23 protein-coding genes are annotated in these 25523 nt (G+C 34.5%); 10 read left to right on the top strand and 13 right to left on the bottom strand.

Features of this window, described 5'->3' with window-relative positions:
• Positions 1-38 precede the first annotated feature (38 nt).
• Positions 39-773 (top strand): SDR family oxidoreductase, encoded by a 735-nt coding sequence (locus ACFFVB_RS17780; protein WP_382384572.1) that lies wholly within the window; start codon positions 39-41, stop codon positions 771-773.
• A 172-nt stretch (positions 774-945) separates the two neighbouring features.
• Positions 946-1308 carry a DUF1304 domain-containing protein gene (locus tag ACFFVB_RS17775; RefSeq protein WP_382384571.1) on the top strand — a complete coding sequence of 121 codons (363 nt, stop codon included), beginning with the start codon at positions 946-948 and terminating at the stop codon, positions 1306-1308.
• 94 nt (positions 1309-1402) lie between these two features.
• Here ACFFVB_RS17775 and ACFFVB_RS17770 read toward each other — a convergent pair whose 3' ends face one another.
• Positions 1403-2260, bottom strand: a complete 858-nt coding sequence (locus tag ACFFVB_RS17770) for an outer membrane beta-barrel protein (protein WP_382384570.1) — start codon at positions 2258-2260, stop codon at positions 1403-1405.
• Positions 2261-2492: 232 nt separating this feature from the next.
• Here ACFFVB_RS17770 and ACFFVB_RS17765 point away from each other — a divergent pair, with 232 nt between their 5' ends.
• Positions 2493-3182, top strand: coding sequence for a peptidoglycan DD-metalloendopeptidase family protein (locus ACFFVB_RS17765; RefSeq protein ID WP_382384569.1), 690 nt, complete (start codon positions 2493-2495; stop codon positions 3180-3182).
• 148 nt (positions 3183-3330) lie between these two features.
• Complete coding sequence (locus ACFFVB_RS17760) at positions 3331-3861, top strand: dihydrofolate reductase family protein (RefSeq protein ID WP_382384568.1); 531 nt, start codon at positions 3331-3333, stop codon at positions 3859-3861.
• Between the two features lie 104 nt (positions 3862-3965).
• Here ACFFVB_RS17760 and ACFFVB_RS17755 read toward each other — a convergent pair whose 3' ends face one another.
• Entirely contained in the window at positions 3966-4445 is a 480-nt protein-coding gene (locus ACFFVB_RS17755; protein ID WP_382384567.1) for a thioredoxin family protein, read from the bottom strand.
• 12 nt (positions 4446-4457) lie between these two features.
• Positions 4458-6812, bottom strand: a complete 2355-nt coding sequence (locus ACFFVB_RS17750; protein WP_382384566.1) for a TonB-dependent receptor — start codon at positions 6810-6812, stop codon at positions 4458-4460.
• Between the two features lie 103 nt (positions 6813-6915).
• Here ACFFVB_RS17750 and ACFFVB_RS17745 point away from each other — a divergent pair, with 103 nt between their 5' ends.
• Positions 6916-7563 carry a metal-dependent transcriptional regulator gene (locus ACFFVB_RS17745; protein ID WP_382384565.1) on the top strand — a complete coding sequence of 216 codons (648 nt, stop codon included), beginning with the start codon at positions 6916-6918 and terminating at the stop codon, positions 7561-7563.
• Positions 7564-7646: 83 nt separating this feature from the next.
• Here ACFFVB_RS17745 and ACFFVB_RS17740 read toward each other — a convergent pair whose 3' ends face one another.
• Together ACFFVB_RS17740 and ACFFVB_RS17735 are read right to left on the bottom strand one after the other, a co-directional pair.
• The gene (locus tag ACFFVB_RS17740; RefSeq protein WP_382384564.1) at positions 7647-8228 is read right to left on the bottom strand and encodes a YdeI/OmpD-associated family protein; all 582 of its coding nucleotides are present in this window, start codon (positions 8226-8228) and stop codon (positions 7647-7649) included.
• A 15-nt stretch (positions 8229-8243) separates the two neighbouring features.
• Positions 8244-9197: a CorA family divalent cation transporter gene (locus ACFFVB_RS17735; protein ID WP_382384563.1), complete on the bottom strand. Its 954-nt coding sequence runs from the start codon at positions 9195-9197 to the stop codon at positions 8244-8246.
• A 211-nt stretch (positions 9198-9408) separates the two neighbouring features.
• Between ACFFVB_RS17735 and ACFFVB_RS17730 the strand changes: the two genes are divergently transcribed.
• Together ACFFVB_RS17730 and ACFFVB_RS17725 are read left to right on the top strand one after the other, a co-directional pair.
• Positions 9409-10365 carry a phosphatidate phosphatase App1 family protein gene (locus tag ACFFVB_RS17730; RefSeq protein WP_382384562.1) on the top strand — a complete coding sequence of 319 codons (957 nt, stop codon included), beginning with the start codon at positions 9409-9411 and terminating at the stop codon, positions 10363-10365.
• Positions 10362-11255 carry a diacylglycerol/lipid kinase family protein gene (locus tag ACFFVB_RS17725; protein WP_382384561.1) on the top strand — a complete coding sequence of 298 codons (894 nt, stop codon included), beginning with the start codon at positions 10362-10364 and terminating at the stop codon, positions 11253-11255. The genes ACFFVB_RS17730 and ACFFVB_RS17725 overlap by 4 nt, the downstream gene beginning before the upstream one ends.
• Positions 11256-11593: 338 nt before the next feature.
• Here ACFFVB_RS17725 and ACFFVB_RS17720 read toward each other — a convergent pair whose 3' ends face one another.
• Positions 11594-11920 (bottom strand): winged helix-turn-helix transcriptional regulator, encoded by a 327-nt coding sequence (locus ACFFVB_RS17720; protein WP_382384560.1) that lies wholly within the window; start codon positions 11918-11920, stop codon positions 11594-11596.
• A 136-nt stretch (positions 11921-12056) separates the two neighbouring features.
• Between ACFFVB_RS17720 and ACFFVB_RS17715 the strand changes: the two genes are divergently transcribed.
• Positions 12057-13058, top strand: coding sequence for a YhdH/YhfP family quinone oxidoreductase (locus ACFFVB_RS17715; protein WP_382384559.1), 1002 nt, complete (start codon positions 12057-12059; stop codon positions 13056-13058).
• A 97-nt stretch (positions 13059-13155) separates the two neighbouring features.
• On the opposite strand, the gene ACFFVB_RS17710 is transcribed toward ACFFVB_RS17715, so the two are convergent.
• The gene (locus tag ACFFVB_RS17710) at positions 13156-14106 is read right to left on the bottom strand and encodes a sterol desaturase family protein (protein WP_382384558.1); all 951 of its coding nucleotides are present in this window, start codon (positions 14104-14106) and stop codon (positions 13156-13158) included.
• An 874-nt stretch (positions 14107-14980) separates the two neighbouring features.
• Between ACFFVB_RS17710 and ACFFVB_RS17700 the strand changes: the two genes are divergently transcribed.
• The gene (locus ACFFVB_RS17700; protein WP_382384557.1) at positions 14981-19699 is read left to right on the top strand and encodes a chondroitinase-B domain-containing protein; all 4719 of its coding nucleotides are present in this window, start codon (positions 14981-14983) and stop codon (positions 19697-19699) included.
• Between the two features lie 89 nt (positions 19700-19788).
• On the opposite strand, the gene ACFFVB_RS17695 is transcribed toward ACFFVB_RS17700, so the two are convergent.
• From ACFFVB_RS17695 to ACFFVB_RS17670, 6 genes are all read right to left on the bottom strand, one after another.
• A complete protein-coding gene (locus tag ACFFVB_RS17695) occupies positions 19789-20559 on the bottom strand; it encodes a patatin-like phospholipase family protein (RefSeq protein ID WP_382384556.1) in 771 nt (256 codons plus the stop codon).
• A gap of 306 nt (positions 20560-20865) precedes the next feature.
• Positions 20866-21585 carry a 3-ketoacyl-ACP reductase gene (locus tag ACFFVB_RS17690; RefSeq protein ID WP_382384555.1) on the bottom strand — a complete coding sequence of 240 codons (720 nt, stop codon included), beginning with the start codon at positions 21583-21585 and terminating at the stop codon, positions 20866-20868.
• A 227-nt stretch (positions 21586-21812) separates the two neighbouring features.
• Positions 21813-21959 (bottom strand): hypothetical protein, encoded by a 147-nt coding sequence (locus ACFFVB_RS17685; protein ID WP_382384554.1) that lies wholly within the window; start codon positions 21957-21959, stop codon positions 21813-21815.
• Between the two features lie 22 nt (positions 21960-21981).
• Positions 21982-22284, bottom strand: a complete 303-nt coding sequence (gene hpf / locus ACFFVB_RS17680; protein WP_382384553.1) for a ribosome hibernation-promoting factor, HPF/YfiA family — start codon at positions 22282-22284, stop codon at positions 21982-21984.
• A 22-nt stretch (positions 22285-22306) separates the two neighbouring features.
• Entirely contained in the window at positions 22307-22705 is a 399-nt protein-coding gene (locus ACFFVB_RS17675) for a VOC family protein (protein WP_382384552.1), read from the bottom strand.
• A gap of 138 nt (positions 22706-22843) precedes the next feature.
• A complete protein-coding gene (locus ACFFVB_RS17670) occupies positions 22844-23761 on the bottom strand; it encodes an AraC family transcriptional regulator (protein ID WP_382384551.1) in 918 nt (305 codons plus the stop codon).
• A gap of 206 nt (positions 23762-23967) precedes the next feature.
• Between ACFFVB_RS17670 and ACFFVB_RS17665 the strand changes: the two genes are divergently transcribed.
• A complete protein-coding gene (locus ACFFVB_RS17665) occupies positions 23968-25464 on the top strand; it encodes an aldehyde dehydrogenase family protein (protein ID WP_382384550.1) in 1497 nt (498 codons plus the stop codon).
• Positions 25465-25523: the final 59 nt, after the last annotated feature.

Genomic DNA, 25523 nt, shown 5'->3' with positions numbered 1-25523 from the left:
GTTTGTTTTTATATTAAAATCTTAAAAAATTAAATACTATGAATCTAGAAAATAAAGTTATTATAGTAACGGGGGCTTCTCGCGGTATTGGTAAAGAAATTGCTTTATTGTTATCTAAAAACGGTGCTAAAGTAGTGGTGAATCATTCCAACAGTGAAGCAGATGCAAATGAAACGGTAGCTACCATTACCAAAAATGGTGGTCATGCTATTGCGATTAAAGCCGATGTAAGTAATAGGAAAGATGTCAGTAGGCTATTCGATAAAACCATCGAGACCTACGGAAAGGTAGATGTGTTAGTGAACAATGCCGGTGTTATGAAAGCAAAGTTGCTTAAGGATAGCACGCAAGACGATTTTACAACACAGTTTGAGGTGAATGTTAGAGGTCTATTTAATACGTTACAGGAAGCCGAAGCAAAATTAGCCGACAACGGAAGTATCATTAACATCTCGTCATCTACCGCAAAATTAATGTTTCCTATGTATGCCATATATTCGGCAACTAAAGCCGCAGTAGAGCAAATGACTAAAGTGTTCTCTAAAGAAATAGGCAGAGGAATTTCTGTTAATGCATTAGCGCCAGGACCTACAGAAACAGATTTGTTTTTATCAGTAAAATCTGAAGAAACCTTGAATCAATTAAAAGGTATGAATGCGTTTAATCGTTTAGCACAGCCTATAGATATTGCAAGAGTGGTATTGTTTTTAGCAAGCGACGACTCTAAATGGGTTTCCGGACAAGTTATCGGTGCAAATGGTGCTATGGTGTAATTATAATACTGCTGTTTTTATGTGTATCTAAAGTAGGTTTAGCAAAGCTGTTTTGATTAGTTATAGAGAAATATGTATGATTTTATTTTAAAAGAAACGACTTCATTTAAAATAGATTCCTAATTTTGAAGTTTTAAACAAACCTAACACCTAACACCTAAAACCTAACCCTATGCATATCGTTGCCCAAGTACTTACTGTTATTGTTGCCCTAGAACATCTTTATATTTTATGGTTCGAAATGTTTGCTTGGGATACTGTAGGAAAGAAAACCTTCGACACGCTTCCAGCAGAGTTATTTAAAAGCACAAAGGTCTTAGCTGCAAATCAAGGGTTGTACAATGGTTTTTTGGCGGCAGGATTAATATGGTCGTTTTTTATTTCAGATCTAGTATGGGTAGAGAATATTAGAATCTTTTTCCTAGTGTGCGTTATCGCAGCAGGATTATATGGAGCCAAAACAATCTCTAAAAAAATAGTAGTAGTGCAAGCTGTTCCAGCTATTTTAGCTTTAATATTTGTATTACTATCCTAGAATATTATTATCATATTCTATTTTTTAAACACACAAAAAGCGAAGGGAAACCTTCGCTTTTTGTGTGTTTAAAGTGCTGTATAAAAGGTTCTGCTTAATTAGCAGAACCTTTAAATTTATAAGTAATCCCAACATTAATACCGAAAGAAGAATAGGGTACCTTTTGAGCTAATTTCTTCGAAGAATCTGTATTTGTATGCGCTAATTCGTCTACATACGTCGTTTCTTTTACATAACCATCAGGTAAATTATCTATAGTGTATAAACCTTCAACAACTACAGTCCCATCAGGTAAAACAACGTTTGTGTTGAAACTTTGAATTTCAGAATCTTTACGTTTTAAACTAATACCGTAATATTCAGCTTCGGCGAATAAACTTAAATTAGAATTTAGATCGTATTTATAACCTAAAGCCGCTACAAAACCAAGAGGAAATACCCCGTGAAAATCTTCAACATAATTTGTTTGAGTATAAGAGCCAGAAGGAAGTCCTTGTGCAGCAGCAACCTCGTCAGAGAAAACAGCCTTATTACTAACAACAGCTTCAGTTTTACCACCTACTTTTAGTAAGGCACCAAAACGCCCATAGACATTGTTTGTAAACTTATAAACCATAGATAGCGAAGCACCATAAGCACGCGCTCTAGCAATGGCATCTACCTGCTGATTAGGTAAATCTACTTCAGAAATGGTTTGATCTGCACCGTTTAAATACCCAAAACTTAAATCGGCTCCAAAGGTGTCGTTAAAGAAATATGTTCCGCGTATTTGAAAGTTTACACCTTCACCATAACTTCCATATGCATTTTCTGTACCTGATGCATTTATGGATTCACCTGTTTTCATTCCTGCACTTCCGATCGCGTAACCTGTACTTGCTGAGATTTGAAATTGTGCATAAGACATCGTGCTTAATAGAACGACTGCCATAGTAAGTATTGTTTTTTTCATAGTTGTTTTATTTTTTGTAAAAATAGAATTTTAAACAGTTTAAAACACTGTTTTTTGTGAATAATTCATTTATACGGGTAAATATTGGTGTAATTAACACAATTATTTTGTAATTCCATACTTAATAATTAAAAATTTTTCATCGTATTCTGTTTTTTTAACAATACTTATCTTTCAAATAAGTCTTTAATTCCGTTAAAAATATGTTTTACATTTGAATAAATACCAGATTATGCCACAGCATTCTTTTTCCGATTTCCTTAACCATATAGATGAGAATCCTATAGCGGTTTTAGCTCTCGAAATTGAAACTATAAAGTATGTGTTTTTAGATTTATCTGAAACGCATTTAGAATTAAAAACAATCGATTTATCGTCTTCCAAGGATTTTGGTCAGTATATAAATGCATATTCAAAGGCGCAAAATGCAAATATTGCTTTTGGTGGTTATTTGGAGGTGAGAGACTTATATAAGCGAAGTGCGTATTTTAATTCTGAAAATAAACAAACCGAACGCAATATCCATTTGGGGATCGACTTGTGGTGCGATGCAGAGACACCTGTTTTGGCGGCACTAAACGGAACCGTGCACAGTTTTAAAAATAATATAAATCATGGCGATTATGGGCCGACTATTATCTTAAAACATAGCGTTTTTAACATGGAATTTTATACCTTATACGGACATTTAACTTTAGATTCAATTTCAAATATTAAAGTAGGGGATGTGGTTAAACAAGGCCAAGAGATTGGACGTTTAGGCACTGCGGCAGTGAATGGCGATTATCCGCCACATTTACATTTCCAAATTATAAAGGACATTCAAGCTTTTACGGGGGACTATCCTGGCGTGTGTAATCAATTAGATTTAGAGTTCTATGCTACAAATTGCCCAAATCCTAATTTGCTATTAAAAATTTGATATTTTAGTTTTAAGATATTTGATTTTAACTTAAAATTTAAGACCTTTATATCCGTGTTAAATAGAACTATTTACAATCAGTTTGATTGATTATCAGAACTAAAGTTGTTTGTGTTATATTTATATTAACCAGTTCCAAATTCTTTATATGAAAAAAGTAAAATTGTACATCGCCATGAGTTTAAATGGGAAAATTGCTGCTGCCGATGGTGGTGTAGATTGGCTAGAATCTATCCCAAATCCAGATGAATCTGATTACGGATATTCAAGTTTTTATGAATCTATCGATACTACAGTTCAGGGGCATTCTACATATAAACAAATTTTAAGTTGGGATATCGAATTTCCTTATCTAAGTAAAAGAAATTATGTCTTTACAAGGGACGAAACGAAACGAGACGATAGAAATGCCATGTTTGTTTCAGAAAATCCTGTAGATTTTATGAGAGATTTAAAATTAAAGGACGGTAAAGATATTTGGCTTATTGGTGGCGGACAAATAAATACATTGCTTTTAAATGCAGGCTTAATTGACGAAATTCAAGTATACGTTATGCCTATTATTTTAACTACAGGAATTAATCTATTCGAAGCCTTACCTAATACAACCAATTTGAATTTAGAATCTACAAAAACGTATAAGAGTGGTGCTGTCGAAATGTTATACACCATTAATTAAACATACATATATTTTAAGTTTTAATCGCTAATTGAACTAGCTATTGGTTAGTCTGCTTGTACCTTATATAAGCATCTAATTAGCTATTGGATACGACTTGCAATCTAGGGAAGCTTTAAAAGTTCGAGTAATTCGCTAGATGTATAATATTCAAACACTCTGTTTTTTACAGTAAAATCTTTGTTTAAAAGAACAGTAGCAGGAAGTGAAAAAGGAAATCCCGCTCTAGAACCTAGAGATAAGGGGATTTCATGTATTCCATTTCGCTGTGTAAGTGATTGCGTATTTGTAAATACAACATTATCGAATACAATAGAATCTTGGGTTTCTACATCCATTTTTAGAGCGTAGTATGCATCGTTCAACGTCTTAATAACATCTGTTTTAGTAAATACTTTGCGTTCTATCTTTTTGCAATAAGCACACCATTTGGCATGAAAAAAGATGAAAACAGGCTTAGGATTTTCGGTTAGTGCAACTTCTAATTCAGGAAAGGTTATCCAATGAATCTCGTCGGTACTTTGAGAGATTGCATTGGAATATCCTCCGAGAAAAACACAAATTAAAATGAAAGATTTTAGCATTGTAAATGTCTTTTAAAAATCACCAAATTTTAGTCCAACAAAGACTGTTCTTGGTCGGTTTGGACCATAAATGTATGTAGAATCACGTCCTGCACCAGAATCAAAATCATCTTGGTAACTATTAAATATATTCTGTACTCCGCCACTAATTTCCACATGGAAAGCTTCAATAGGATCAAAGTGATACGTTAATTTTGTGGTCATATCAAAAAAGGCATCCGTATCTACAAGCTCCATAAATCCAGAATCACTTATAATATGAGGCACAACCATAGATCCTGTATAACTACCGGTAACGTCAAGTCTTAAATCTTCGATAATCTCCCAATTCGTATTTACAAAGCCATAAACATTTGGGGAGCGTGCGAATTCATCTAAAATAACATCTTCCTCTCCTGGGAAACTGCCGTCAGCTTCAAAAAGCACTTGGTCTTCTTTATATATGGATTTCTGAAATGTTATTCCAGCCTGAAAAAATAACGACGGACTAGGAGAAACACTTAATTCTATATTAGTTCCAGCTACGTAAGCGCCCGCTCCATTTCGTGATTCCTCTAAAATAGAACCATTGGGTAAAGGTGTTCCTGTGCTTACTATGGTAAACGGATTTTGTAATGTGGTATAAAACCCTTCAGCTAAAAAATTGGTTTGCGTTTTATTAAAATCTTTAGTGAAATTTAAAGATGCTGTATAGGCATTAGAGAATTCACTCTCTAGATTATCGGACAGGATAACGAAACTTTGCTCGCCACCAACAGATGCAATATGCAGGTCTTCGTTAAATGCTTGTGGCGCACGGAAACCTCTGGCATAACCTCCTCTAAATTGAAGGGCTTCATTAATATTATATAAGATCGTTAAACGCGGACTCAAGACCGTCTCGTTAACTTCTGAAGAACGTTCTATATCTTGTATTGTATAATATCCATCAACATCTACATGATCTAACCTTGCTCCAATCAGGGCTGTAAAGCGTTCGGTTGGTTTCCATTCGTATTGACCATAAAGGCCGTAATTATTAACGGTCTGATCTACCAAGCGATTGTATCCCGTAATAATATCTTTGGTGTCATTCATTTGATATTCTACTCCTGTGGTAAGCACGTCGTTATTCTTAAAGTTATGGGTAAATTTTGCTCCAGCAACTAAAGCTAAATCTTTAGTCGTACCAAAGGCATTATTGGCCGCAATAGAATCGGCATGCGTACGTCCGCCGCCCAATCCACCATAATAACTATCTCGATCTGTATTTTGTACAGAAATATAAGTGCTTAAAGCATTTGTTCGTGCGTCGTTAAATAATTCGTAATCAAGTCCTGCAAAAATAGTATTATGGTCTAATTGTTCTGTAACATCTGTAAATTGAGGGGACAGTTCTAATCGGTCTCCACCACGTCTATATTCTTTAATAGCCGTAAAATCTATTCCAATTCTGCTGTTATCGTTAGGCTTTACAAATGCCTTCGTGCCAAGAGAGCTGTTGGTAAGTTTCGTGATTTCACTAAAACCATCTGCATTGGCATCGTAAGAATCTCTATTCCTGTACATACCGTATACTGTTATACCGGTGGTTAGTGCTTCGTTAACAATAGAGGCATTCATATTCACACTGCGGTCTGGTGTTTTTCCATCAATAAATCCCAGATACGAACTCACATCCCAAGTGTTATTTACAGGTTCTTTTGTTATTACATTCACTGTTCCTGCAATAGCGTTAGAGCCAAAAAGGGCAGATCCTCCACTGCGAACAACCTCTACACGATCTATAATACTTACGGGTATTTGTTCTAATCCGTAAACGCCATTAAGGGCACTAAAAACAGGACGACTATTTACAAGTACTTGGGTGTACTGACCTTCAAGTCCGTTAAGACGAACCTGAGTAAAACCACAATTTTGGCAGTTTGTTTCTACGCGAACTCCAGGTTGATAATTTAATCCGTCTGCTAAAGAAATAGATTGTGTGGCTCGAAATAATTTCCCACTCAAGACATTTACAATAACGGGCGCTTCTTTTTTACTAATTCTATTTCTTGTAGCACTTACAACCACTTGGTCTAGACCTAGAGCATCTTCGGTTATATTAAAATCTATAGTTTGATTCACTCCAGATTTAACAGTTATTTTTTTATTCTGAGTACGATACCCTTGAAACTGCACGATTAGCGTAATATCTCCCTCTGGTACGGTTAAAGAATATTCCCCATTAGCATCTGCATCGATACCTTGAGTCCCAGATTTTACATAAATACTGGCAAACGGAATAGGTTTGCCCTCAGAACTTATAGTTCCTGATATGGTTGTGTTTGATTGTTGTGCCGAGACGACAAAACCGATCAAAAATAGAAAGTAAAATATTTGTTTCATAAGATATAAATATATTTATTTGGTTGACTAATTAAAAGTTTAGGCAAAACTAAAACTTTATTTTGTAAGAATATAATGTATCTTTGCATTTTATTTGAAAATTATGTTCACGCAATCCGAAGAGAATTATTTAAAGGCCATATTTCACTTACAACAAGATGCAGATGGAGGCGTTTCTACAAGTAGTATTTCTGAAGTATTAAAGACAAAATCTGCATCGGTTACCGAAATGGTTAAGAAGCTTTCTGAGAAGAAGTTAGTAGATTATCAAAAATATTATGGGGTACATTTAACCGAAGTAGGCAAGACGCATGCCTTAAATATTGTGAGAAAACATAGGCTATGGGAATGCTTTTTGGTCGAGCGTCTTAATTTTAATTGGGATGAAGTGCACGACGTTGCAGAGCAGTTAGAACATATAAAATCTGCTAAATTGGTGGAAGAATTGGATAAGTTATTGGGAAGACCCTCTTACGATCCGCACGGAGATCCTATTCCAGATGCTAATGGTAATTTGCCTAAAACCTCTAGAAAGAAACTGTGTCAGTTAAATGTTGGAGACCAAGGTGTTTGTAAAGGTTTTAAGGATAATTCGCCTTCTTTTTTGCAGTTTTTAGCAAAGCAAAATATCAGTTTAGGAACTGAAATTGATGTTTTAGATGTTGAACCTTTTGATGAAAGTATGAAAATAAGAGTCGACAAAAAAGAGGTTACACTTTCTAAAGTCGCTACCGATAATATTTTTGTGTAAAATTGATGCTTTTAAATTCTGTGCGCTTACTAATGTATGATTCGCTCGGTTAAAAAGAAGTCTTCTATCTTTCAATATGCCGATTAACGAAACGGACTTGGACTTATTTTTTTACTCGTACTTTCTGCAATCTCTAAAATGCGTTTTGCACGTGTATCTTCTCTTTTTGCACTTAAAATCCAGTATAATACATTTTTCTTAACCGAATTACTTAGGCTCTCGTAGTACGTTTTCGAGCCTTCGAAATTTGCAAATTGCGCTTCTAAATCATCAGGAATTATAAGGGTATCGACAGGATCTAAAAAAGACCAAGATCCATTTTCTTTAGCAATGTCAATACAGATTTGTCCGGCATCCGTCATCAATCCGTTTTCGGTTAAAGAGTCAACTTTATCTTTATTAACTCTAGACCAGATACTATTGGGTTTTCTTTTGCTGAAAAACTGCATATACCTTTCGCTGTCAATAGATTTTTTCACACTGTCAATCCAACCAAAGCAAAGTGCGTGGTCTACAGCTTCACTCCATGTAAGATTCTGATTTGGCGTATTTACTTTATGAATAATAAGCCAAACAGAGGCTTTGTTTTTATGATGTGCTTTTAACCAATTTCGCCAATCGTGTTGGTGCTCTGGGCAAAACTGTTCAATATCTTTTTTTATCATGAATTTAAAATAAATCTATAACCACTTTTTCTTTTTAAAATACAAGAATGGTAACATCGCCGATAAAATCATAATAATCAGAATTATTGGATAACCATAAGCGCTGTTTGTTTCGGGCATATTATTAAAATTCATTCCGTAAACTCCAGCAATAAATGTAGGCAGTGAAATACACACCGTAACTACAGTAAGGGTTTTAAAAATATGATTTTGCTCCAAGTCAATTTTGTTAGAAACATTTTCTCTTAAATCATCTAAACGATCAAAATTAAACTGAATATAATCAGAGACCACTGTTAAGTCATTTAATTCGTCTTTTACCTCAGAGCGAATATCCATTTTTTGTTCCCAACTACTCTTTATATATAAGCGAAATACTCGAGTAGTTTCAATAAGTAATTCCTTAATAAGAAGGTTATTAAAATTAAATCGCGTTATAATATCCATTTCATGACTTGAAATATCCTTTTCTATTAGAATGGAGTTAGCGAGTAACTTTATTTTGCGAGACAGATTTTCTGTGATGTCGGCATAATAATCTGAAATAAAAGCAAACTGAAAATTAAAAAGACTTCTTATGTCTGTGGCTTTGTGTAAAAGACCTGCCTTATTGGGATAGATATCATTAATATATTTATCCATGCTACTCGATGAGAATAGAAAGAGTCCATCTTCACAAATAATTATAAAATAAGGTTCTTCAATTAATTTTTTATCTGCGTTATAATACGGAATAGAAAAGTGAAAGGCTGCTTGATTGTCGTCTTCCAGAAAGTGAGAACTAATTTCGATGTCCTCGTAATTTTTCATAATTGAAAAATCGAGATTAAATTTTTCCGTCAGGTAATTTAAATCAGATTGGGAATAATCGAGGAAATGCATGATGAAAAAATCTAAATCGGAAGGGACTTCGCTAACACTTTCCGCTTTAATTATGGTTTTACTTTTTAATAAAATGTCTATCATCATACAATTTTTGTGCGGGACAATTTAATTATAATAGATGGGTAATAAAAAATATCGTTACTATTTAAAATAAAGTATTGTAGTAAGCTTTTAATATTTTAAATAATGAGGATTTTTTACGTGTATTTAAGTGTGGAAAATTAGAATTTCTAATGCCGTATTTTTTTTAGGTTAGCCGTGAGTTTTATATCTTTTAGGAGAATTTAGTATGCCTATGGTTTATAGTAAAAAAGCAACAGTTTGGGAATTATCAGTTTTAAAACTTTCAGCCGATAAAGTCTGGTATAAAGGTGTTGTTTTAAAAGGAAATCAGGATATTCAAAATAAAAAAGGGAAAGCATTTCGAAATGCAATTAATGTGCTTCGCTCATATTTTACATCTGTTTTTGCGAATCAAGAGATTTGTATTCATACAAACTCAGGTACGATACTTACAAAAACAGATGCCTTTGGTCGGTTTCAGGTTATTTCTGAAAAGGCGTATAGTTTAGATTTAAAAATCACACTTTCAGATGCAGACCAGGTTTTAAAAATTGTTCAGAATTATCCCGTGATTTTTGAGGAAGAACAGAGAACTTTGGATATTATTTCAGATATAGACGACACCATTTTAGTGTCTAATACTGCAAATATTTTTCAACGTATTAAAACCTTATTGTTTCTTGTGCCTGAGCGACGAACAGTAATCGAGTTTACCAAAAACATATTTCTGGCGTGGGAAGATGTGAATCCTAGATTATTTTATGTGTCTAAAAGTGAGAGTAATTTATTCGGACTTTTAACTACATTTATAAAGCATAATAAGTTGCCTTTGGGCGTATTAACACTCACACCGTATTTAAGTTTCGCTCAGCTGGTAAAAGGACAAAAACCAGTAGATTTTAAGTTGAATGCTATTCGGTTTTTAATCACACAGTCGAGAAGTAAACATTATATTTTGGTTGGAGACGACAGTCAGAAAGATATGGCAATTTATACCACTTTGGCCAAAGCATATCCGGAACTTATTTTGAAAATATATATTCGTCGAACTGGAAAAGAGATTAATAAAACACAGCAAAATATGTGGGAAACGTTGTTGGCTACAGGAACTTCTGCATCCTATTTTTTACCAGAGCATGCTGAAACTATTTTAGACGAAATAGAGACATTAAAACATGAATTAATATGAAATTATTATTTGTAGTAAATCCGATTTCTGGAGGTGTAGATAAAGAGCCTTTTCTAAAAGAGGCTAAGACGATGTGTGATAATTACGGTTTAGATTATAAAATATTTAAAACTACAGGACGCTCAGACGAAGCGGAAATTAAAGTCATGTTAGAGGAATTTCAACCTGATAAAGTCATATCGGTTGGGGGAGATGGTACAACCTTGTTTACTGCTGTCGCTTTATTGAACACGGATATTCCCATGGGGATTATTCCTTTAGGTTCTGCTAATGGAATGGCTGTAGAATTGGGAGTTTCAGAAAAACCAATCCAGGCATTTCGAGACATTGTTATGTCTAATATAATTGGAGATTTAGATTTGGTGCGTGTCAATAAAAAACACTATTCCATTCATATTGGAGATGTCGGAATTAACGCTACAATTGTAAATGGGTACGAAAAGGATGAAAACCGGGGTATGGCTACGTATGCTAAATATTTTATTGAAGCCTTAAGTAATGTCACGCCTTTTAAAATGAAGATTGAATGCAACGATAAAGTATTTCACTCGGAAGCCGTTATGCTTGGGGTGTGCAATGCGAGAAAATATGGGACCGGTGTGCCTTTAAACAGTGAAGGCAATCCAATGGACGGTTTGTTCGAGATTGTTTTAATTGAAAAAATCAATGTTAATGTATTAATCAAAGCTGGACTATCTAGTTTTGATGAGACATTTTTGGACAGTCAGAATAATAGCGTTATTAGCACATCTAAAGCTAAAATTAAGTTTAATGAGCCCCAATTACTACAATTAGACGGCGAAGTAATAGGTGAATTTAAAACACTAAAAGTGAAAATATTAAAAGGAGCCGTTAAATTAATTACGAGCAAACAGAATGTGTATATATAGAGTGCCATCTAAAGTCTAGATATACCTAAAACTATAATATGTCTTGAAATAGAAAGACAGACTCATTCTTCTGCTTTATTAACAGACTTTCTTTTCTATACTATGTTCTCTGGTAACACGTGTTTAAATAAGAATAATGCGATATCTGCAAGAGGAACAGCGATTCAATGGACAACTTCGGAGATAGAATCTTGAATTCTTCTTTAAAGTTCGTGGTCAATTTTATTATAAGAAAGAGAAAAAAGAGTGGTTTTTTACAGTTGTTTATTAGTGTATTAGATTTGTTTATCAATAGAGATAGTTACAACTAAATACTATTTTAATAAAGTATATAAAAATCAAAATTCAGAATTTTCGAGCGATTTTTCAAAAAGAATACCACCTCTGTACATACCTTTAAGATAGGGCTGGATTTCTTTTCCTAAATCGGTTAAACTGTATTCTACTTTTGGTGGAACTTCAGGGAATACCGTTCTGATAATTAAACCATCAGCTTCTAATTCTTTAAGCTGTTTTGTAGTCATGCGCTCGCTAATATCTGGAAGTAATTTCACCAATTCTCCATATCGTTTATTGCCTTGAAAAAGGTGTAAAATAATGGTTCCTTTGCGTTTGCCTTTTACTACATTTATAAAGGTGTCGATGGGACAATAACTTTTTTTCATTTTTTTTCTTTGCTAACCTATTGCACAGTACAATTTAGCATAAAATGTTCGTTACCCAACATTTTGTAAGTTGTTGGTTATTACTAATATTATGCTGAAATTTGTATAAAAGTAAGTAAAATTAAACAGAATTAAGATGAAAGCAAACAATTCAATATTCAAGGCTTTTCGAGTAGAAGAGGTCGATGGTACTTATAAAACTTCAATTAAAGAGATGGCATTTAGCCCTTTAAAGGAAGAAGAAATACGTGTAAAAGTAAATTACAGTTCTCTTAATTATAAAGATGCTTTATCGGCATCAGGAAATAAAGGTGTCACTAGACATTTTCCGCATACACCAGGAATCGATGCCGTAGGAATTATTGAAGCGTCTTCTAGCGATACTTGGCAAATTGGGGATCACGTAATCGTAACCAGTTACGATTTGGGAATGAATACCGATGGTGGTTTCGCCGAATATATTACCGTTCCTGCACATTGGGCTGTGAAATTACCAGAATCTTTAACAATGAAGGAGGCTATGATTTACGGAACTGCTGGATTAACAGCGGGAATGTCTGTGCTTAGACTAACACAATTAGTAAAACCTGAAGATGGTAAAGTTGTGGTTTCTGGAGCTACTGGAGGCGTAGGCGCTTTAAGTGTTGCCATGTTAAATAAATTAGGATATACTGTTGTTGCAATAACAGGAAAAGAATCTGAATCTGATTTTTTAAAAGCGCAAGGTGCTAGTGAAATTTTGTTGCGGAATGATATTGAAAACTTCGATAAAAAACCTTTGCTAAAACCCTTATTTGCAGGAGGAATTGATACCGTTGGTGGTGTGATTTTAGAAAATATTATAAAAGCAACTCAGCCTATGGGAGCCGTTACGAGTTGCGGAAATGTAGCTTCACCAAAATTAGATTTAACGGTGTTTCCGTTTATTTTACGAGGAGTGACTTTAATCGGAATTGATTCTCAGAATTATCCAATGAACTACAGAACTGAGGTTTGGAACAATCTAGCATCCGATTGGAAAATCAGTCAGTTGGAAGATACCTGTACCGAAATTACTTTGGAGCAGGTCGATGAAAAAATAGAATTAATGCTGAAAGGACAATTAAAAGGGAGAACCATTATTAAGATTACAGCGTAGTTAAAATGTAATCTCTTATTACACTTTGGGCATAAAAAAAAGATATCTCTATAATTAGAGATATCTTTTTTTATTTAGTGCGATGTTTGACTAAAAACTAAGCGGGGTTTAAGTCATTGTTCTTAGCCTCTTCTGCGATCTGTTTACGCATTTGTTTTACGGTTAATGTGCTTCCGTCATGACTCCAACCCGGAGGTGCAAACATATACATAAACTTATGGTACCAGTTTTTACTTTTCTTCATATCTGCCCAGATGTTTTGATACTCGTGCATTAAAATCACATACAAGTTATAAGATTCTGGAGGTGTAGAAACACCATATTCAATTTCAATATTTTCATCTAATTCTTTCCATGTTCCGAAAATACGGTCGAATACATTTAGAAATCCACCGTGATTTTTATCCATGTACTCTAAATTTCTAGCATGGTGCACTTGGTGCATGGTATGTGTATTTAGGAATTTCTCGAATATCCCTAATTTTTTTACGTACTGTGTGTGGAGTTGAAATTGCCATAACGATTCAATTCCTAAGCAAACCACTAGCATTTCTGGCGGAAACCCAATAATTACAATCCACACATAAAAGAAGGGTTTGTAAAAAAGTGTAAACCATCCGTTTCTTACGGCGGTACCTAGATTAAAATTATCGGAAGAATGATGCACGATATGTGCGGCCCATAATACACGAACCATATGGTTCTGTCTATGAAACCAATAATATGTGTAGTCGTCTAAAAGCATACAAATTGCCCAAAAATACCAAGCATAACCAAACGATTTATAACCCATTATATTGGTGCGAACCCCATTTACTTCAGGATTAAAAAGGTCGTAAGCGAAATTAAAAATCAATATAACGGAAACCGTCTTTATAAGTGCACCTAAAACAGCAGAACCTACACCAAGGGAAAGACTAGAAATAAAATCCTTTTTCTTGTATAAATCCTTTTTATCCTTGTCAAAAACTTTACTATACGAGAATTCCAAGACAATAAAGCCTAAAAAACAAGGAACACCATATACTAAAGGGTTAGTGAAATCCATAAATTATCATTTTTTTTCGCAAGATATAATATATTTTACTCGTAATGGAATCTGTGCAAGATGATTTAACTTTTCATGGGGTTTATTACTTCATTTAGTCTGATCTAATCATTTTATTCATGGAAACTAAGCTCTTTGTATTGATAATTAGGTTGTTAAATTTAAGATTGTCAGTAAATAAAATGAAATAAAAATGGGCATTAGAACTCTTTTTAGGTATTATAAATAAGCCAAATGCTAAATCGAAACCATGTAAAAAAGGACAAATACTTCCGTTTTCTGGTGACGAACAAGCCAAGTTTTTTCATGTTAAAAGCGGACTCTTAAGACGTTATACCATCGGTGAAAAGGGCAAGGAACATATTTTCAATTTTGCTCCTGAAGGTAAATATATCTCCGATGTCGAATCTCGTCAAAACAATATACCAACAAGTCTTTTTATAAATACGATTCAAGATAGTGAGATTAGCGTGGTGCCTTTGGAAAAAGAATGCCGTTACTAGGTTTACTTCTGGTAACTGCATTTTTGTACCACAGAATTCTCGTTAGAGCGTATAGATACAAAATATTGAATTATAATAAGTTGTGAGAGAATATGTTAAATTTTTAACTATTTATCTATCGATTTAATAGGTTTTTAGAATAAGTATTATGTGAGTGAGAGCGCGGTTTTTTGCCATTATCTGGAGGTTTTAAAACACAGAATTTTTTATCTAATTGTAAGATTTTACTTATTACACTTTATCTAAAAACCTGATAATCTGTTGTTCATCCGATTTATTTTGTATACTTTGGCAGAAGTAAAAATTGGTTAACCAATTAATTGAGGCCTCGATTAAACAGACCAATTCTTTAACAAATAGCTAATTAAACAATGAGACAACAATTATTTAGTCGCATGTGCCAAACCACATTATGCGTCATAGTATTTCTTTGCGCCTTTCAGACGTACGGAGCAGATTACACGGTAAATTCTGCAAGTGAATTTAATAACTTAAGTCTTTCTCCTGGAGATGTTGTGACTTGGGTAAATGGAACATATAGTAGCGATCAAAGAATCAATTTTACAGCAAATGGTTCATCTTCTAATCCTATTATTTTAAGAGCGGAAACGCCTGGTGGTGTTATTTTTACTGGGCAAACCAATATGGATATTTCTGGTGACTTTGTTATTATTGACGGCTTCTACTGGAATGGAGGAGCAGGAAGTAATAATCACATTCAATTTAGAAAGAGTAGTGCGTATGCAAATAATTCTACCATTCGTAATTGCGCGTTTAATAATTTAACACCTAGTGGGACAGATAAGCACCGTTGGATTGTGCTTTATGGGACGAATAACACCGTAGAAAACTGTTCGTTTTTAAATAAAAACAGCCCAGGAGCACTAATTTTAGTAGAATTAGAGTACAACGATTTTAATCCTGTCGGACATGTTATTAAAGATAACTATTTCTTCAATTTTATTAAGAGAGATCCCTCGACTACGCATTCTGGAGATAGTGAAACCATTCGAGTGGGGACAAGTGAATTTCAAGATAAAAGTGCCAGTGTCACTGTATCGGGGAACTATTTCTATAAAGCAGATGGTGAAAATGAAATTATTACAAACAAAAGTGCCGATAACACCTACCGAAATAACACCTTTAGAAGATGTAGAGGTTCGTTAGTAATGAGACATGGCGCTCGTGCAACTGTAGATGGGAATTACTTTTTAGGAGAAAATGTTGAAGGTACAGGAGGAATCCGTATCACCGATAGTTACCACGTAATCACCAATAATTACATTCAAGATGTGGTAAGTTCTGGTGATAAATGGAACAACGGAATTACCCTTGTAGGAGGTTCAGATACCTCTGGAGGAATTACAAATGGATACCAAAAAGTAGATGATATAGTTGTAGAAAATAACACCTTATACAATGTGGATTCTCCAATTTTTTATAACGATCGTTCTAGTTATGATCCATCTGGAGTTTTAAACAATAATGTAATTTATACAACCTTAACCAATATTGTAAGTGGAGATATTTCAGGTACGGGGCAAAGTATGACTTATAATGGGAATGTATATTACGGTGCTTCATTAGGTATTTCTAATAATGGATTTACAGAAGCTAATCCAGAATTTTCTGCAAGCGGAGAAATTTATAGTGCAAGTAGTTCTGCAGTTTCTGGTAAAGGATCTTCAATTAGTAACCCTCATACAAACAGTATGGTTGGAGTCTCTGTAGGAGCTAATTTCTTAGATGCTTCAGGGAATTCAGCCTCAGGAGATTATTTAACAGTGTCATCTGTAGATGAGTTTACTTCAGAAGAATCAACGAAAACAATTAGTGTGTCTTCTAGTGTCAATTGGAATGCTTCTGCAAATCAATCATGGATTTCTGTATCTCCAAGTTCTGGTAATGGAAATGGAAGTATTTCGGTAACAGCATCAACAAATTCATCTGAAACATCTAGAACAGGAACAATTACAGTTACTGGTTCTGGAGTATCTAATCAAAGCATTAATATCACGCAATCTGGAAGCGCAGATTCGGGAGGAAATGCAGGTATGCCCTCAGATTTAATGGCCAATTGTAACCAATGGAAAATTACGTATCCTACAGGAGTAGAAGATAAAACGATATGTGACGAACCTGGTAATGAGTTCTTTTATGTAAATGAAGCAGGAAATGCCATTGTATTCCGTGCTCCAATAAGAAGTGATAATGGAACCACGCCTAATTCGGATAACATTCGTTCGGAACTAAGGGAACGTGAAGCCGATGGTTCTAAAGATATATATTGGACTACCGAAGGGACACACGAGCTGTATGTAAAACAAGCGATTACACATTTGCCAATTAACAAATCGCAATTGGTAGCGACTCAAATCCACGGAAATAAAGCTGATGGCATTGATGATTCTATGGTGATGCGTTTAGAAGATTCTCACTTGTTTTTATCCTTTAACGGTGGGGAATTAAGAAGTAATGTCACGATTACAGAAAATTATACCTTAGGAGATATTCATGAAGTGATCTTTAAAGTTATTGACGGTAAGCATTATTGTTACTATGCTGAAGACGGAAATTTGTTAAGCGCTTATAATAATGGAAGTGCTTCTCAATATTTAGTGCAAGCCGATGGTAATGATTATGTAATGGATTTAAATTACGATCAATCGTATTTTAAAGTCGGGAATTATACGCAAAGTAACCCTGTTAAAGAAGGGGATGATACCGACGATCCAGATAATTATGGCGAAGTATTAGTCTACGATTTTTCTGTAAGTCATGGCGAAGGTGGAGAGCCAACAGATCCAATTGCTGTTACAAGTGTGTCGTTCTCGTCTAGTACAATAGATTTAGCATTAGGAAGCGCGCAACAATTAACAGCAACAGTAAGTCCGTCGGATGCAACTAACAAAAATGTAAGTTATAATAGTAGCAGTTCTTCTATTGTTTCGGTGAGCAGTAGTGGAGAATTAACAGCAGTTTCAGAAGGAAATGCAATAATTACCGTAACCACTGCAGATGGTGATTTTACAGATACGGTTGTTGTACAAGTTGTCGCGCCATCAAGTGGAGATAATTTAGCATTAAATAAATCTATTTCAGGAACAGGAACTCCAGATGGCGATAATACCGTTGCTAATTTAGTCGATGGTAATACCGAAACACGATGGTCGGTTTCAGGAATGCCGCAATCGGCAACTATAGATTTAGGAGGAACTTTTACCTTAGGAAGTACAGCATTGGTTTGTTATAGCGATCGTGCGTATCAATACACCATTTCGGTATCGTCTACAGAAAACGGAACCTATACAGAAGTTGTAAACAGAAGTTCGAATGCGACCTCAGGTTCGATTTCAAGTCCAATATCAGATGAATTTGATAGTGTAGATGCTAGGTTTGTGAAAATTACCGTAACAGGAGCATCATCATACGAAGGAAATTGGGTAAGCCTTTTAGAGTTAAGCGTATTTGCTGGAGAGGGAGAACCAGCGATAGTGGACGTGACTTCAGTAGCATTGAATTCATCTAGTATCAATTTAGAAGACGGTGAAACAGAACAACTTTCTGCAACTGTTAGTCCAAGTGATGCTACAAATCAAGATGTGAGTTATACGAGTAGCAATACTTCGGTAGCGACAGTAAATTCAAACGGATTGGTAGAAGCTATTTCTGAAGGATCGGCAACGATTACAGTAACTACAGACGATGGATCGTTTACAGATACGGTTGCCGTAACCGTTAACGGAACACCGAATGGGACAACACCTTATAGTATTTCTAAATTCCAAGATTATTTGGCGCAATGTAAATTACAATCGCCTTTAAGTGGTACTGAAGCGACTGATACTGAAATTATTTCAGGGTATGCTTCAAATACATTTTATGTGGCCGATGGTAATAAATTAGCCTTTTATCAGTCTAGAGATGACGCAGGTACGCGTCAGCGATCAGAATTAAGATTCCTAGAAAATTGGAATGTAAACGATGATCAAATCTTTCATGCCAATGTAAATATTGTAAACCAAACCTGTGAGCAGTTGACGTTTATGCAAATCCATGATGATGCCAATGTAGGTAGTGGTCCAAATAAACCATTATTAAGAGTATATCAAAGTGAAGGTCATTTATGGGCTGCGGTAAAAACTGACGATGGTGGTACAAATACAAGTCATATAGATCTTGGAGAAACACCTAGTGGTTATTTTGATTGCGATATTATTTTAGATTCAGGAGTTATGAGTGTTGAAATTAATGGTTCTGAAAAACTAAATACAAATGTATCGTATTGGACGTATCCAAGTTATTGGAAAAATGGTGTGTATTTACAGGATAGCGGAGAAGCAACGGTTTATTTTAATGAATTGACATTAACGAGTAATTCTACAACGACTCCTCCAAATACTGAATCTACAAACGTAGCATTAGAGAAATCGGTGTCTTTTTCTACTGAACAATCCTCTAACCCAGCGTCTAATTTAGTCGATGGAGATGAAGATTCTAGATGGTCTGCACAGTCTTATCCTGTATGGGCAACTGTAGATTTAGGAAGTTTACATACTATTAATAGTACTGAAGTCATTTGTCATAACGACCGTGCGTATCAATATATTATTGAAGTATCTACCGATGGTAATAACTATACGCAAGTAGTCGATAGGTCTAATAATGCTACGTTAGGATCAAATTCTAATCCGATTGCAGATGCATTTTCGAATGTAGATGCGAGATATGTAAGAATGACGGTGACGGGAGCAAATAGTTACGATGGAGATTGGGCAAGTATAGATGAACTTAGAGTATTTGGATATGCGAAATCTTCGACAGCAAGAACTGTTTTGCAAGAAGACCAAATAGCGGGTATTACTGAACCCGAGTTAGCATTATATCCAAACCCTACAACAAACAGGGTTAATATTCGTGGGGCAAAAGCCTACCATACATTAACGGTTTATGATCAAGTAGGGAAAGTGATTTTTAACCGTCCGTTAGACGGAGAAACGGTTGATATTTCTAATTTAAAATCGGGGATGTATATCTTTAGATTATCAGGAAATGAAACTGCAGTTAACAAACGCATTATTAAAAAATAAAAGTTAGTTTAGTTTGTAATTAAGGTAGATGGAGGTTTCTTCATCTGCCTTTTTTTATGCCTGTTATATAATAGCGCTAAAATTAAGGTCTAAGAAAAATCCAGCTTGCTTAATTCTTTTATTGCTTCGGTATAGCCTAATTCGAAAACTGTTTTTATATGAGTTTTTGTAAAAGCTTCATATTTTCCAATTTCATGCGGTGCAATAAGCACATCGCAATCTTTAAATTTGGCTTCACAATCCTGAAACCCCGAAATGCTATATGATCGATTCACAACAGATTTTGTTGTTTTTAGACTCTCTTTGGTTATTTTAGAAAATGAGTTGAGGTAAACACCAATAATTTTATCACAATACACTTGCAATGGAGCGATAGGGAAATTGTCTGTTACTCCGCCATCACACAATACATAGCCATTATATTCTATAGGTGTAAACATCCCTGGAACAGAAGAGGAAGCAACTATAGGTGGAATAATTTTTCCTTGAGAAAAAAAACGGGTTTTACCTTCTAGTAAGTCTGTGGTGGCTATAAACATCGGGATGTCTAAGCTCTCGAAACTATCTTCTTTAAAAAAAGAACCGAGTTGTATTCCTATTTTATTACCATCGAATAAACCGGCTTTTCGCAAAGTGAAATTTTGAAATGAAAACAGATCAATCTTAATAAAGAAATCTAAAATATCTTGCCAAGGGTGTCCTGCTGCATAAAGAGATCCAACAATTGCACCTGCGCTTGTGCCAGAAATGTAGTCAGGTTTTATACCTAATTCGTCCATGGCCTTTAATACACCTATATGGGCGACCCCTCTATAGCCTCCTCCTGACAATGCGAGTCCTAATTTTTTTTTGATTTCCATTTTATTTTTATTTCAGAAACGTGTGTTATATGTTTAATAAATGGTGTGCTTTTTCTTAATTTCTGATGGGTTTCGTTTTGCTGTTTTATGGTTTGTACATCATGTGTTTTACTCTTAGTAAAGGTAACAAATATGAAAATATGGAAGGTGTAGAAATGCTCGTTTGTGAATTTTTTAAGACTATATGAATAATTTTTAAAACGGATTATTTTTTGTTTTTTTTGCGAATAGCGCGATGTCATCATAAAAAAAAGCGAGCTATAAATAATTTTATAGCTCGCTTTTTAATTGTAATGTCTTTATGTATTATGGATTAGTAGACCATAACGACGCGCTTTTAAGCATCGCTCTTTTTGGTAATTTTAATCCAGCAAGAATTAATTCTGCAAAATCTTCAGGTTGTAAGACGCTGTCTTCAGAGTCTTTTGTTGCGATACCTAAACCTATAGACATGTCTGAAGCAATTGTGCTAGGAGTTAGTGTACATACTCTAATGTTATTTTTACGCACTTCTTTCATTAAAGATTCTGACATTCCGATAACTGCAAATTTAGATGCAGAATATGCTGAGGTAGTTGCATTTCCGCTTAAACCAGCTGTTGAGGATACGTTAATAATCTCACCATCATTTTGTTCGATTAAATGAGGTAAAACTTCTTTTGTTACGTAATACATTCCCATAACGTTGGTCTGTATAATTTGCGTCCATTGGTCAACTTCCATATCATTAAAGGTTCCAAAAGCAGCAATTCCGGCATTGTTTACTAGAATGTCTACACCGCCAAGTGTGTTTATAAGGGTTTTTATAGCTGTTTTTACTTCGTCGTGATTACTCACATCGAACACAGCGTAAGTCGCTTTCACGCCTAGCGCTTCCAATTGGGCAACGGTTTCTTTTAAAACAGCTTCTGTTCTTCCAGTAATCGCCACATCAATACCTTCTTTAGCAAATGCTATAGCTGTTGCTTTTCCTAGTCCTCTACCACCTCCGGTGATTATTGCTTTTTTACTTTTTAATTCAGTCATGATTTTTCTTATTTAAAATATGTGTCGTAATTCTATAGGATTTACTACACAAATAGCATTCTTTTATTAAAATCTAAATTACAAAATTTAGCTTAGAATGGGGCGTTTCTAAAGTTGTATTAGTGTCAATATTTTTTTGTAAACCCTTATGAAATTAGAAAAGGTTGTCTATAAATTAGTTATAGACAACCTTTAAAATTAGTATTAATTTATATTTTAAGGAGTGCTTATTGTGTAAGTTCTGCTTTGCTTTCGCGTTTATCTTCCAAGTATCTGTGAGCCAGATAACCTAACTGTAGCGCAACAAACACAATCTTTAATCTCTTACTTTTTATAATAGCAGATGCAGCTCCTAATAGAATTGATGGTTTCATATTGTGTCGGTTTTAGTTGTTATTAATAGGTGCTCATTTTTTCTTTACGTTTACGTAATTGGCGTTCTATATCGTTTATAGATTCTGATACAGAATCAGAAAAATTATCGTGACTTGCTTCAGCAAATAATCGCGGTCCTGGTAAGCTTAATCTGATGTTACAGATTTTACCAGTTTCGTCCGAAGTCGTATTTTCTGTTTTAAAAAACACATCGGCACGGATAACATCTCCATATTTTGATCCTAGTTTTTCTAATTTTTCTGTAGTTGTTTGTTCTAATGCTTCGCTTGCCGAAACATCGTGATATTCAAATATAATTTGCATAATGTTGAGTGTTTAATTAAAATTATTTGTCACAGTTTACCATCCAATTGATACCAAATTCATCCGTGCATCGTCCAAAATGACCCCATTCTCTTTCTCTAAAATCATGGTGTACTTTTCCGTTTTTGGAAAGTTGCTCAAAAATAGTTTTAGCTTCCTCTACAGAAGATAAATCGACACTCATATGTATTTGATTACCGTGATTTATAGGAGTGTCTGGTGCAGCATCATAAGCCATAAAATGCACCCCTTTACCTTTTAATTCGGCATGTTGAAATTTCTGATGGTAAGACGATGGAATGTCAATCTTTGCATCTTTATACGTTTGTTTATTTTTTATTTCAGCATTAAATATGTTACTGTAAAAGTTAAGTGCTTCTTGGCAGTTGCCGTTAAAGGCAAGATATGCTTGTACGTTCATAATAATTGTTTTTTCGGTTCAAGAACTAAGGTACATTCTTTGTAAAGCGTAGATTAACTGAAAGAATTTTAGTTTTGCCTCAAATAAATTCATTCGTAATATGGTTGGCTTAATTCCTTATTATATAAGAAGCTGCACTTACGCCATAATAGATTTCTTAAATTGCAATGGTGTCATTAGTTCCATTTTTTTAAACTGTCGGTTAAAATAACTGATACTATTAAAACCTGTTTTAAAAGCGATATCAGAAATTCTAAAATCTTTACTGTTTTTAATCAGTTTTTTCGAGAATTTAATTTTCTCAGAATTAATATAATCTATTGGAGAAATTCCTAATGTGCTTTTAAATTTCTTGTGAAAATGAGACGTACTCATACAGGCTTGTTCTGCTAAAAGATCGACGGTAATATCCTTATTCGTTAAATTGTCTTTTATAAATTTTATTACAATTCCTATACGGTTGTCATCTAACATATGCTCTGTGTTATTTAGTAGAATAAACTTCGCTTTGGTTTGAAGTAAACGCACGATGAGCTCCTGAATCATTAAATCTAATAGCACATCTTTAGACGTGTTATTATTGGTGAAAGTGTAAATTAAGCGTTTAATTAACTGACTAACCTCGGTGTTGTTTGTTAAGTGATTGGCTGTAGAGTCTAGAGTCCAGGCCGTGTTGTCGTTTTCAATCTGCACATTATGGTTAAACCTATCGACCACTTCTTTTATTTTAGAACTATCTATACCTAGCGCCAAACATTTGGTCGGGTTTTGCATGGTTGCCAATGGGAAATCAATAATCATTTCTTTATTAGATGGCATGACCACGGATTCTCCAGGATAAAAATCAAAGGCGGGTAGACCTTCAAGATGCATTACTTTTTTTCCAGTAAGCATGCTCACAATTATAGGGAACTCAAATTTTAATTTCACCTGCTCTGCATATTCATGGGTTTCAAAAATATTTAACTCTGCGAAATTGGCATTGTATGTCGTTCTGTTTTCAACTAAAGTGGTGAGTTTTCTGTGCGTGTTGTGATGTCTTAAAATATGATCCATAGTTTATAATACTGATTATTTACAGGTACGTTTTCGAAATAATAGGATAGTACTAAAATATAATAAATATGTTCAATTGTTTTAGACTTTAACAAAATAACTTTACATAAAATGATAATAATCATTTTTTAGGATTAAAATTTTACACATATAGCAATTAGTGTTTTTGTGTAATTAGACTGTTTAACTAAAAAAACATAAAAATAATGGGATACTCAAAACCAAAATTTAAGCCACAATATGAAAATTTTATAAACGGTAAATTTGTAAAACCTGTTAACGGGGATTATTTTGAAAATACTTCTCCAATAGACCAAAGTGTTATTGCTAAGTTTCCGAGATCGCAAAAAGAAGATGTCGAGCTTGCTTTAGATGCGGCAAATGCTGCAAAAGAAAGTTGGGGAAATACACCCGCTGCAGAACGTGCTAGTCTCTTAAATAAAGTTGCCGATATTATTGAAGCAAACCTAGAAGAGTTTGCAGCCATTGAAACATGTGATAATGGAAAACCGATTCGAGAAACTCTTAATGCAGATATTCCATTGGCAGTAGATCATTGGCGTTATTTTGCGGCTTGTATTCGCGCAGAGGAAGGTAGTGCAACAGAGTTGGATGCTAATACATTATCGATGAACATTAAAGAACCTCTTGGGGTTATCGGACAAATTATACCTTGGAATTTTCCCTTATTAATGTTGTCTTGGAAATTACCTCCGGCTTTAGCTACCGGAAATTGCGTGGTGCTTAAACCCGCTGAACAAACGCCTGTTTCTGCAACGATATTAATGGAGAAAATTGCAGATGTGTTTCCTCCGGGAGTCATAAATATTATTCACGGATTTGGTCCTGAGGCAGGAAAACCTTTAGCATCGAGTTCTAAAGTAGATAAAGTGGCATTCACAGGAGAAACGACTACAGGACAATTAATTATGCAATATGCTTCTAAAAATCTGAATCCGGTAACTATGGAACTGGGAGGGAAGTCGCCAAACATATTTTTTAATAGTGTAATGGATCACGACGATGCATTTTTAGATAAGGCCATTGAAGGTGCGGTGTTATTTGCCTTTAATAAAGGTGAAGTCTGTACCTGTCCTTCAAGAATTTTGGTTCAAGAAGATATTTACGATGCGTTTATGAAACGCGTTGTAGAACGTACAAAGGCGATTATTCAAGGTGATCCTTACGATGTAAATACACAGGTTGGTGCACAGGCTTCTAACGATCAATATGAGAAAATTCAGTCGTATTTAAAGATCGGAAAAGAAGAAGGGGCTAAAGTCTTATGCGGAGGAGAAGCCAATACAGAAGGCGATTTGTCTAAAGGGTTTTATATTCAGCCAACCATTTTAGAAGGTCATAATAAGATGAGAGTTTTTCAAGAAGAAATTTTTGGGCCTGTGGTTTGTGTTACAAAATTTAAAGACGAAGCTGAAGCTTTAGAGATTGCAAACGATACGCTTTATGGACTTGGAGCTGGTGTTTGGACACGAGATGCGCACCAACTATATCAGATTCCTAGAGCGATTAAATCTGGACGTGTTTGGGTGAATTGTTATCATGCCTATCCTGCTCATGCACCATTTGGAGGATATAAAAAGTCAGGTTTTGGTAGAGAAAATCATCTTATGATGATGGATCATTACAGACAAACCAAGAACATGTTAATTTCTTACGATAAAAATAAATTAGGTTTCTTCTAATAGTGTGATTAATAGCAATTAGGTTGGGTTAGTAGTTTAACTCAACCTTTTTAATTTAT

It is taken from the genome of Formosa undariae (genome assembly GCF_042427615.1).
GTDB lineage: Bacteria > Bacteroidota > Bacteroidia > Flavobacteriales > Flavobacteriaceae > Formosa > Formosa undariae.
The sequence above is the reverse complement of the archived record's forward strand: the minus strand, read 5'-3'. Positions and strand labels throughout refer to the sequence as shown.

What these genes read in the sequence shown, in the direction of transcription:
- ACFFVB_RS17780 (WP_382384572.1), top strand. Translation starts at nt 39, where the DNA reads ATGAATCTAGAAAATAAAGTTATTATAGTAACGGGGGCTTCTCGCGGT.
- ACFFVB_RS17775 (WP_382384571.1), top strand. Translation starts at nt 946, where the DNA reads ATGCATATCGTTGCCCAAGTACTTACTGTTATTGTTGCCCTAGAACAT.
- ACFFVB_RS17770 (WP_382384570.1), bottom strand. Translation starts at nt 2,260, where the DNA reads ATGAAAAAAACAATACTTACTATGGCAGTCGTTCTATTAAGCACGATG.
- ACFFVB_RS17765 (WP_382384569.1), top strand. Translation starts at nt 2,493, where the DNA reads ATGCCACAGCATTCTTTTTCCGATTTCCTTAACCATATAGATGAGAAT.
- ACFFVB_RS17760 (WP_382384568.1), top strand. Translation starts at nt 3,331, where the DNA reads ATGAAAAAAGTAAAATTGTACATCGCCATGAGTTTAAATGGGAAAATT.
- ACFFVB_RS17755 (WP_382384567.1), bottom strand. Translation starts at nt 4,445, where the DNA reads ATGCTAAAATCTTTCATTTTAATTTGTGTTTTTCTCGGAGGATATTCC.
- ACFFVB_RS17750 (WP_382384566.1), bottom strand. Translation starts at nt 6,812, where the DNA reads ATGAAACAAATATTTTACTTTCTATTTTTGATCGGTTTTGTCGTCTCG.
- ACFFVB_RS17745 (WP_382384565.1), top strand. Translation starts at nt 6,916, where the DNA reads ATGTTCACGCAATCCGAAGAGAATTATTTAAAGGCCATATTTCACTTA.
- ACFFVB_RS17740 (WP_382384564.1), bottom strand. Translation starts at nt 8,228, where the DNA reads ATGATAAAAAAAGATATTGAACAGTTTTGCCCAGAGCACCAACACGAT.
- ACFFVB_RS17735 (WP_382384563.1), bottom strand. Translation starts at nt 9,197, where the DNA reads ATGATGATAGACATTTTATTAAAAAGTAAAACCATAATTAAAGCGGAA.
- ACFFVB_RS17730 (WP_382384562.1), top strand. Translation starts at nt 9,409, where the DNA reads ATGGTTTATAGTAAAAAAGCAACAGTTTGGGAATTATCAGTTTTAAAA.
- ACFFVB_RS17725 (WP_382384561.1), top strand. Translation starts at nt 10,362, where the DNA reads ATGAAATTATTATTTGTAGTAAATCCGATTTCTGGAGGTGTAGATAAA.
- ACFFVB_RS17720 (WP_382384560.1), bottom strand. Translation starts at nt 11,920, where the DNA reads ATGAAAAAAAGTTATTGTCCCATCGACACCTTTATAAATGTAGTAAAA.
- ACFFVB_RS17715 (WP_382384559.1), top strand. Translation starts at nt 12,057, where the DNA reads ATGAAAGCAAACAATTCAATATTCAAGGCTTTTCGAGTAGAAGAGGTC.
- ACFFVB_RS17710 (WP_382384558.1), bottom strand. Translation starts at nt 14,106, where the DNA reads ATGGATTTCACTAACCCTTTAGTATATGGTGTTCCTTGTTTTTTAGGC.
- ACFFVB_RS17700 (WP_382384557.1), top strand. Translation starts at nt 14,981, where the DNA reads ATGAGACAACAATTATTTAGTCGCATGTGCCAAACCACATTATGCGTC.
- ACFFVB_RS17695 (WP_382384556.1), bottom strand. Translation starts at nt 20,559, where the DNA reads ATGGAAATCAAAAAAAAATTAGGACTCGCATTGTCAGGAGGAGGCTAT.
- ACFFVB_RS17690 (WP_382384555.1), bottom strand. Translation starts at nt 21,585, where the DNA reads ATGACTGAATTAAAAAGTAAAAAAGCAATAATCACCGGAGGTGGTAGA.
- ACFFVB_RS17685 (WP_382384554.1), bottom strand. Translation starts at nt 21,959, where the DNA reads ATGAAACCATCAATTCTATTAGGAGCTGCATCTGCTATTATAAAAAGT.
- hpf (WP_382384553.1), bottom strand. Translation starts at nt 22,284, where the DNA reads ATGCAAATTATATTTGAATATCACGATGTTTCGGCAAGCGAAGCATTA.
- ACFFVB_RS17675 (WP_382384552.1), bottom strand. Translation starts at nt 22,705, where the DNA reads ATGAACGTACAAGCATATCTTGCCTTTAACGGCAACTGCCAAGAAGCA.
- ACFFVB_RS17670 (WP_382384551.1), bottom strand. Translation starts at nt 23,761, where the DNA reads ATGGATCATATTTTAAGACATCACAACACGCACAGAAAACTCACCACT.
- ACFFVB_RS17665 (WP_382384550.1), top strand. Translation starts at nt 23,968, where the DNA reads ATGGGATACTCAAAACCAAAATTTAAGCCACAATATGAAAATTTTATA.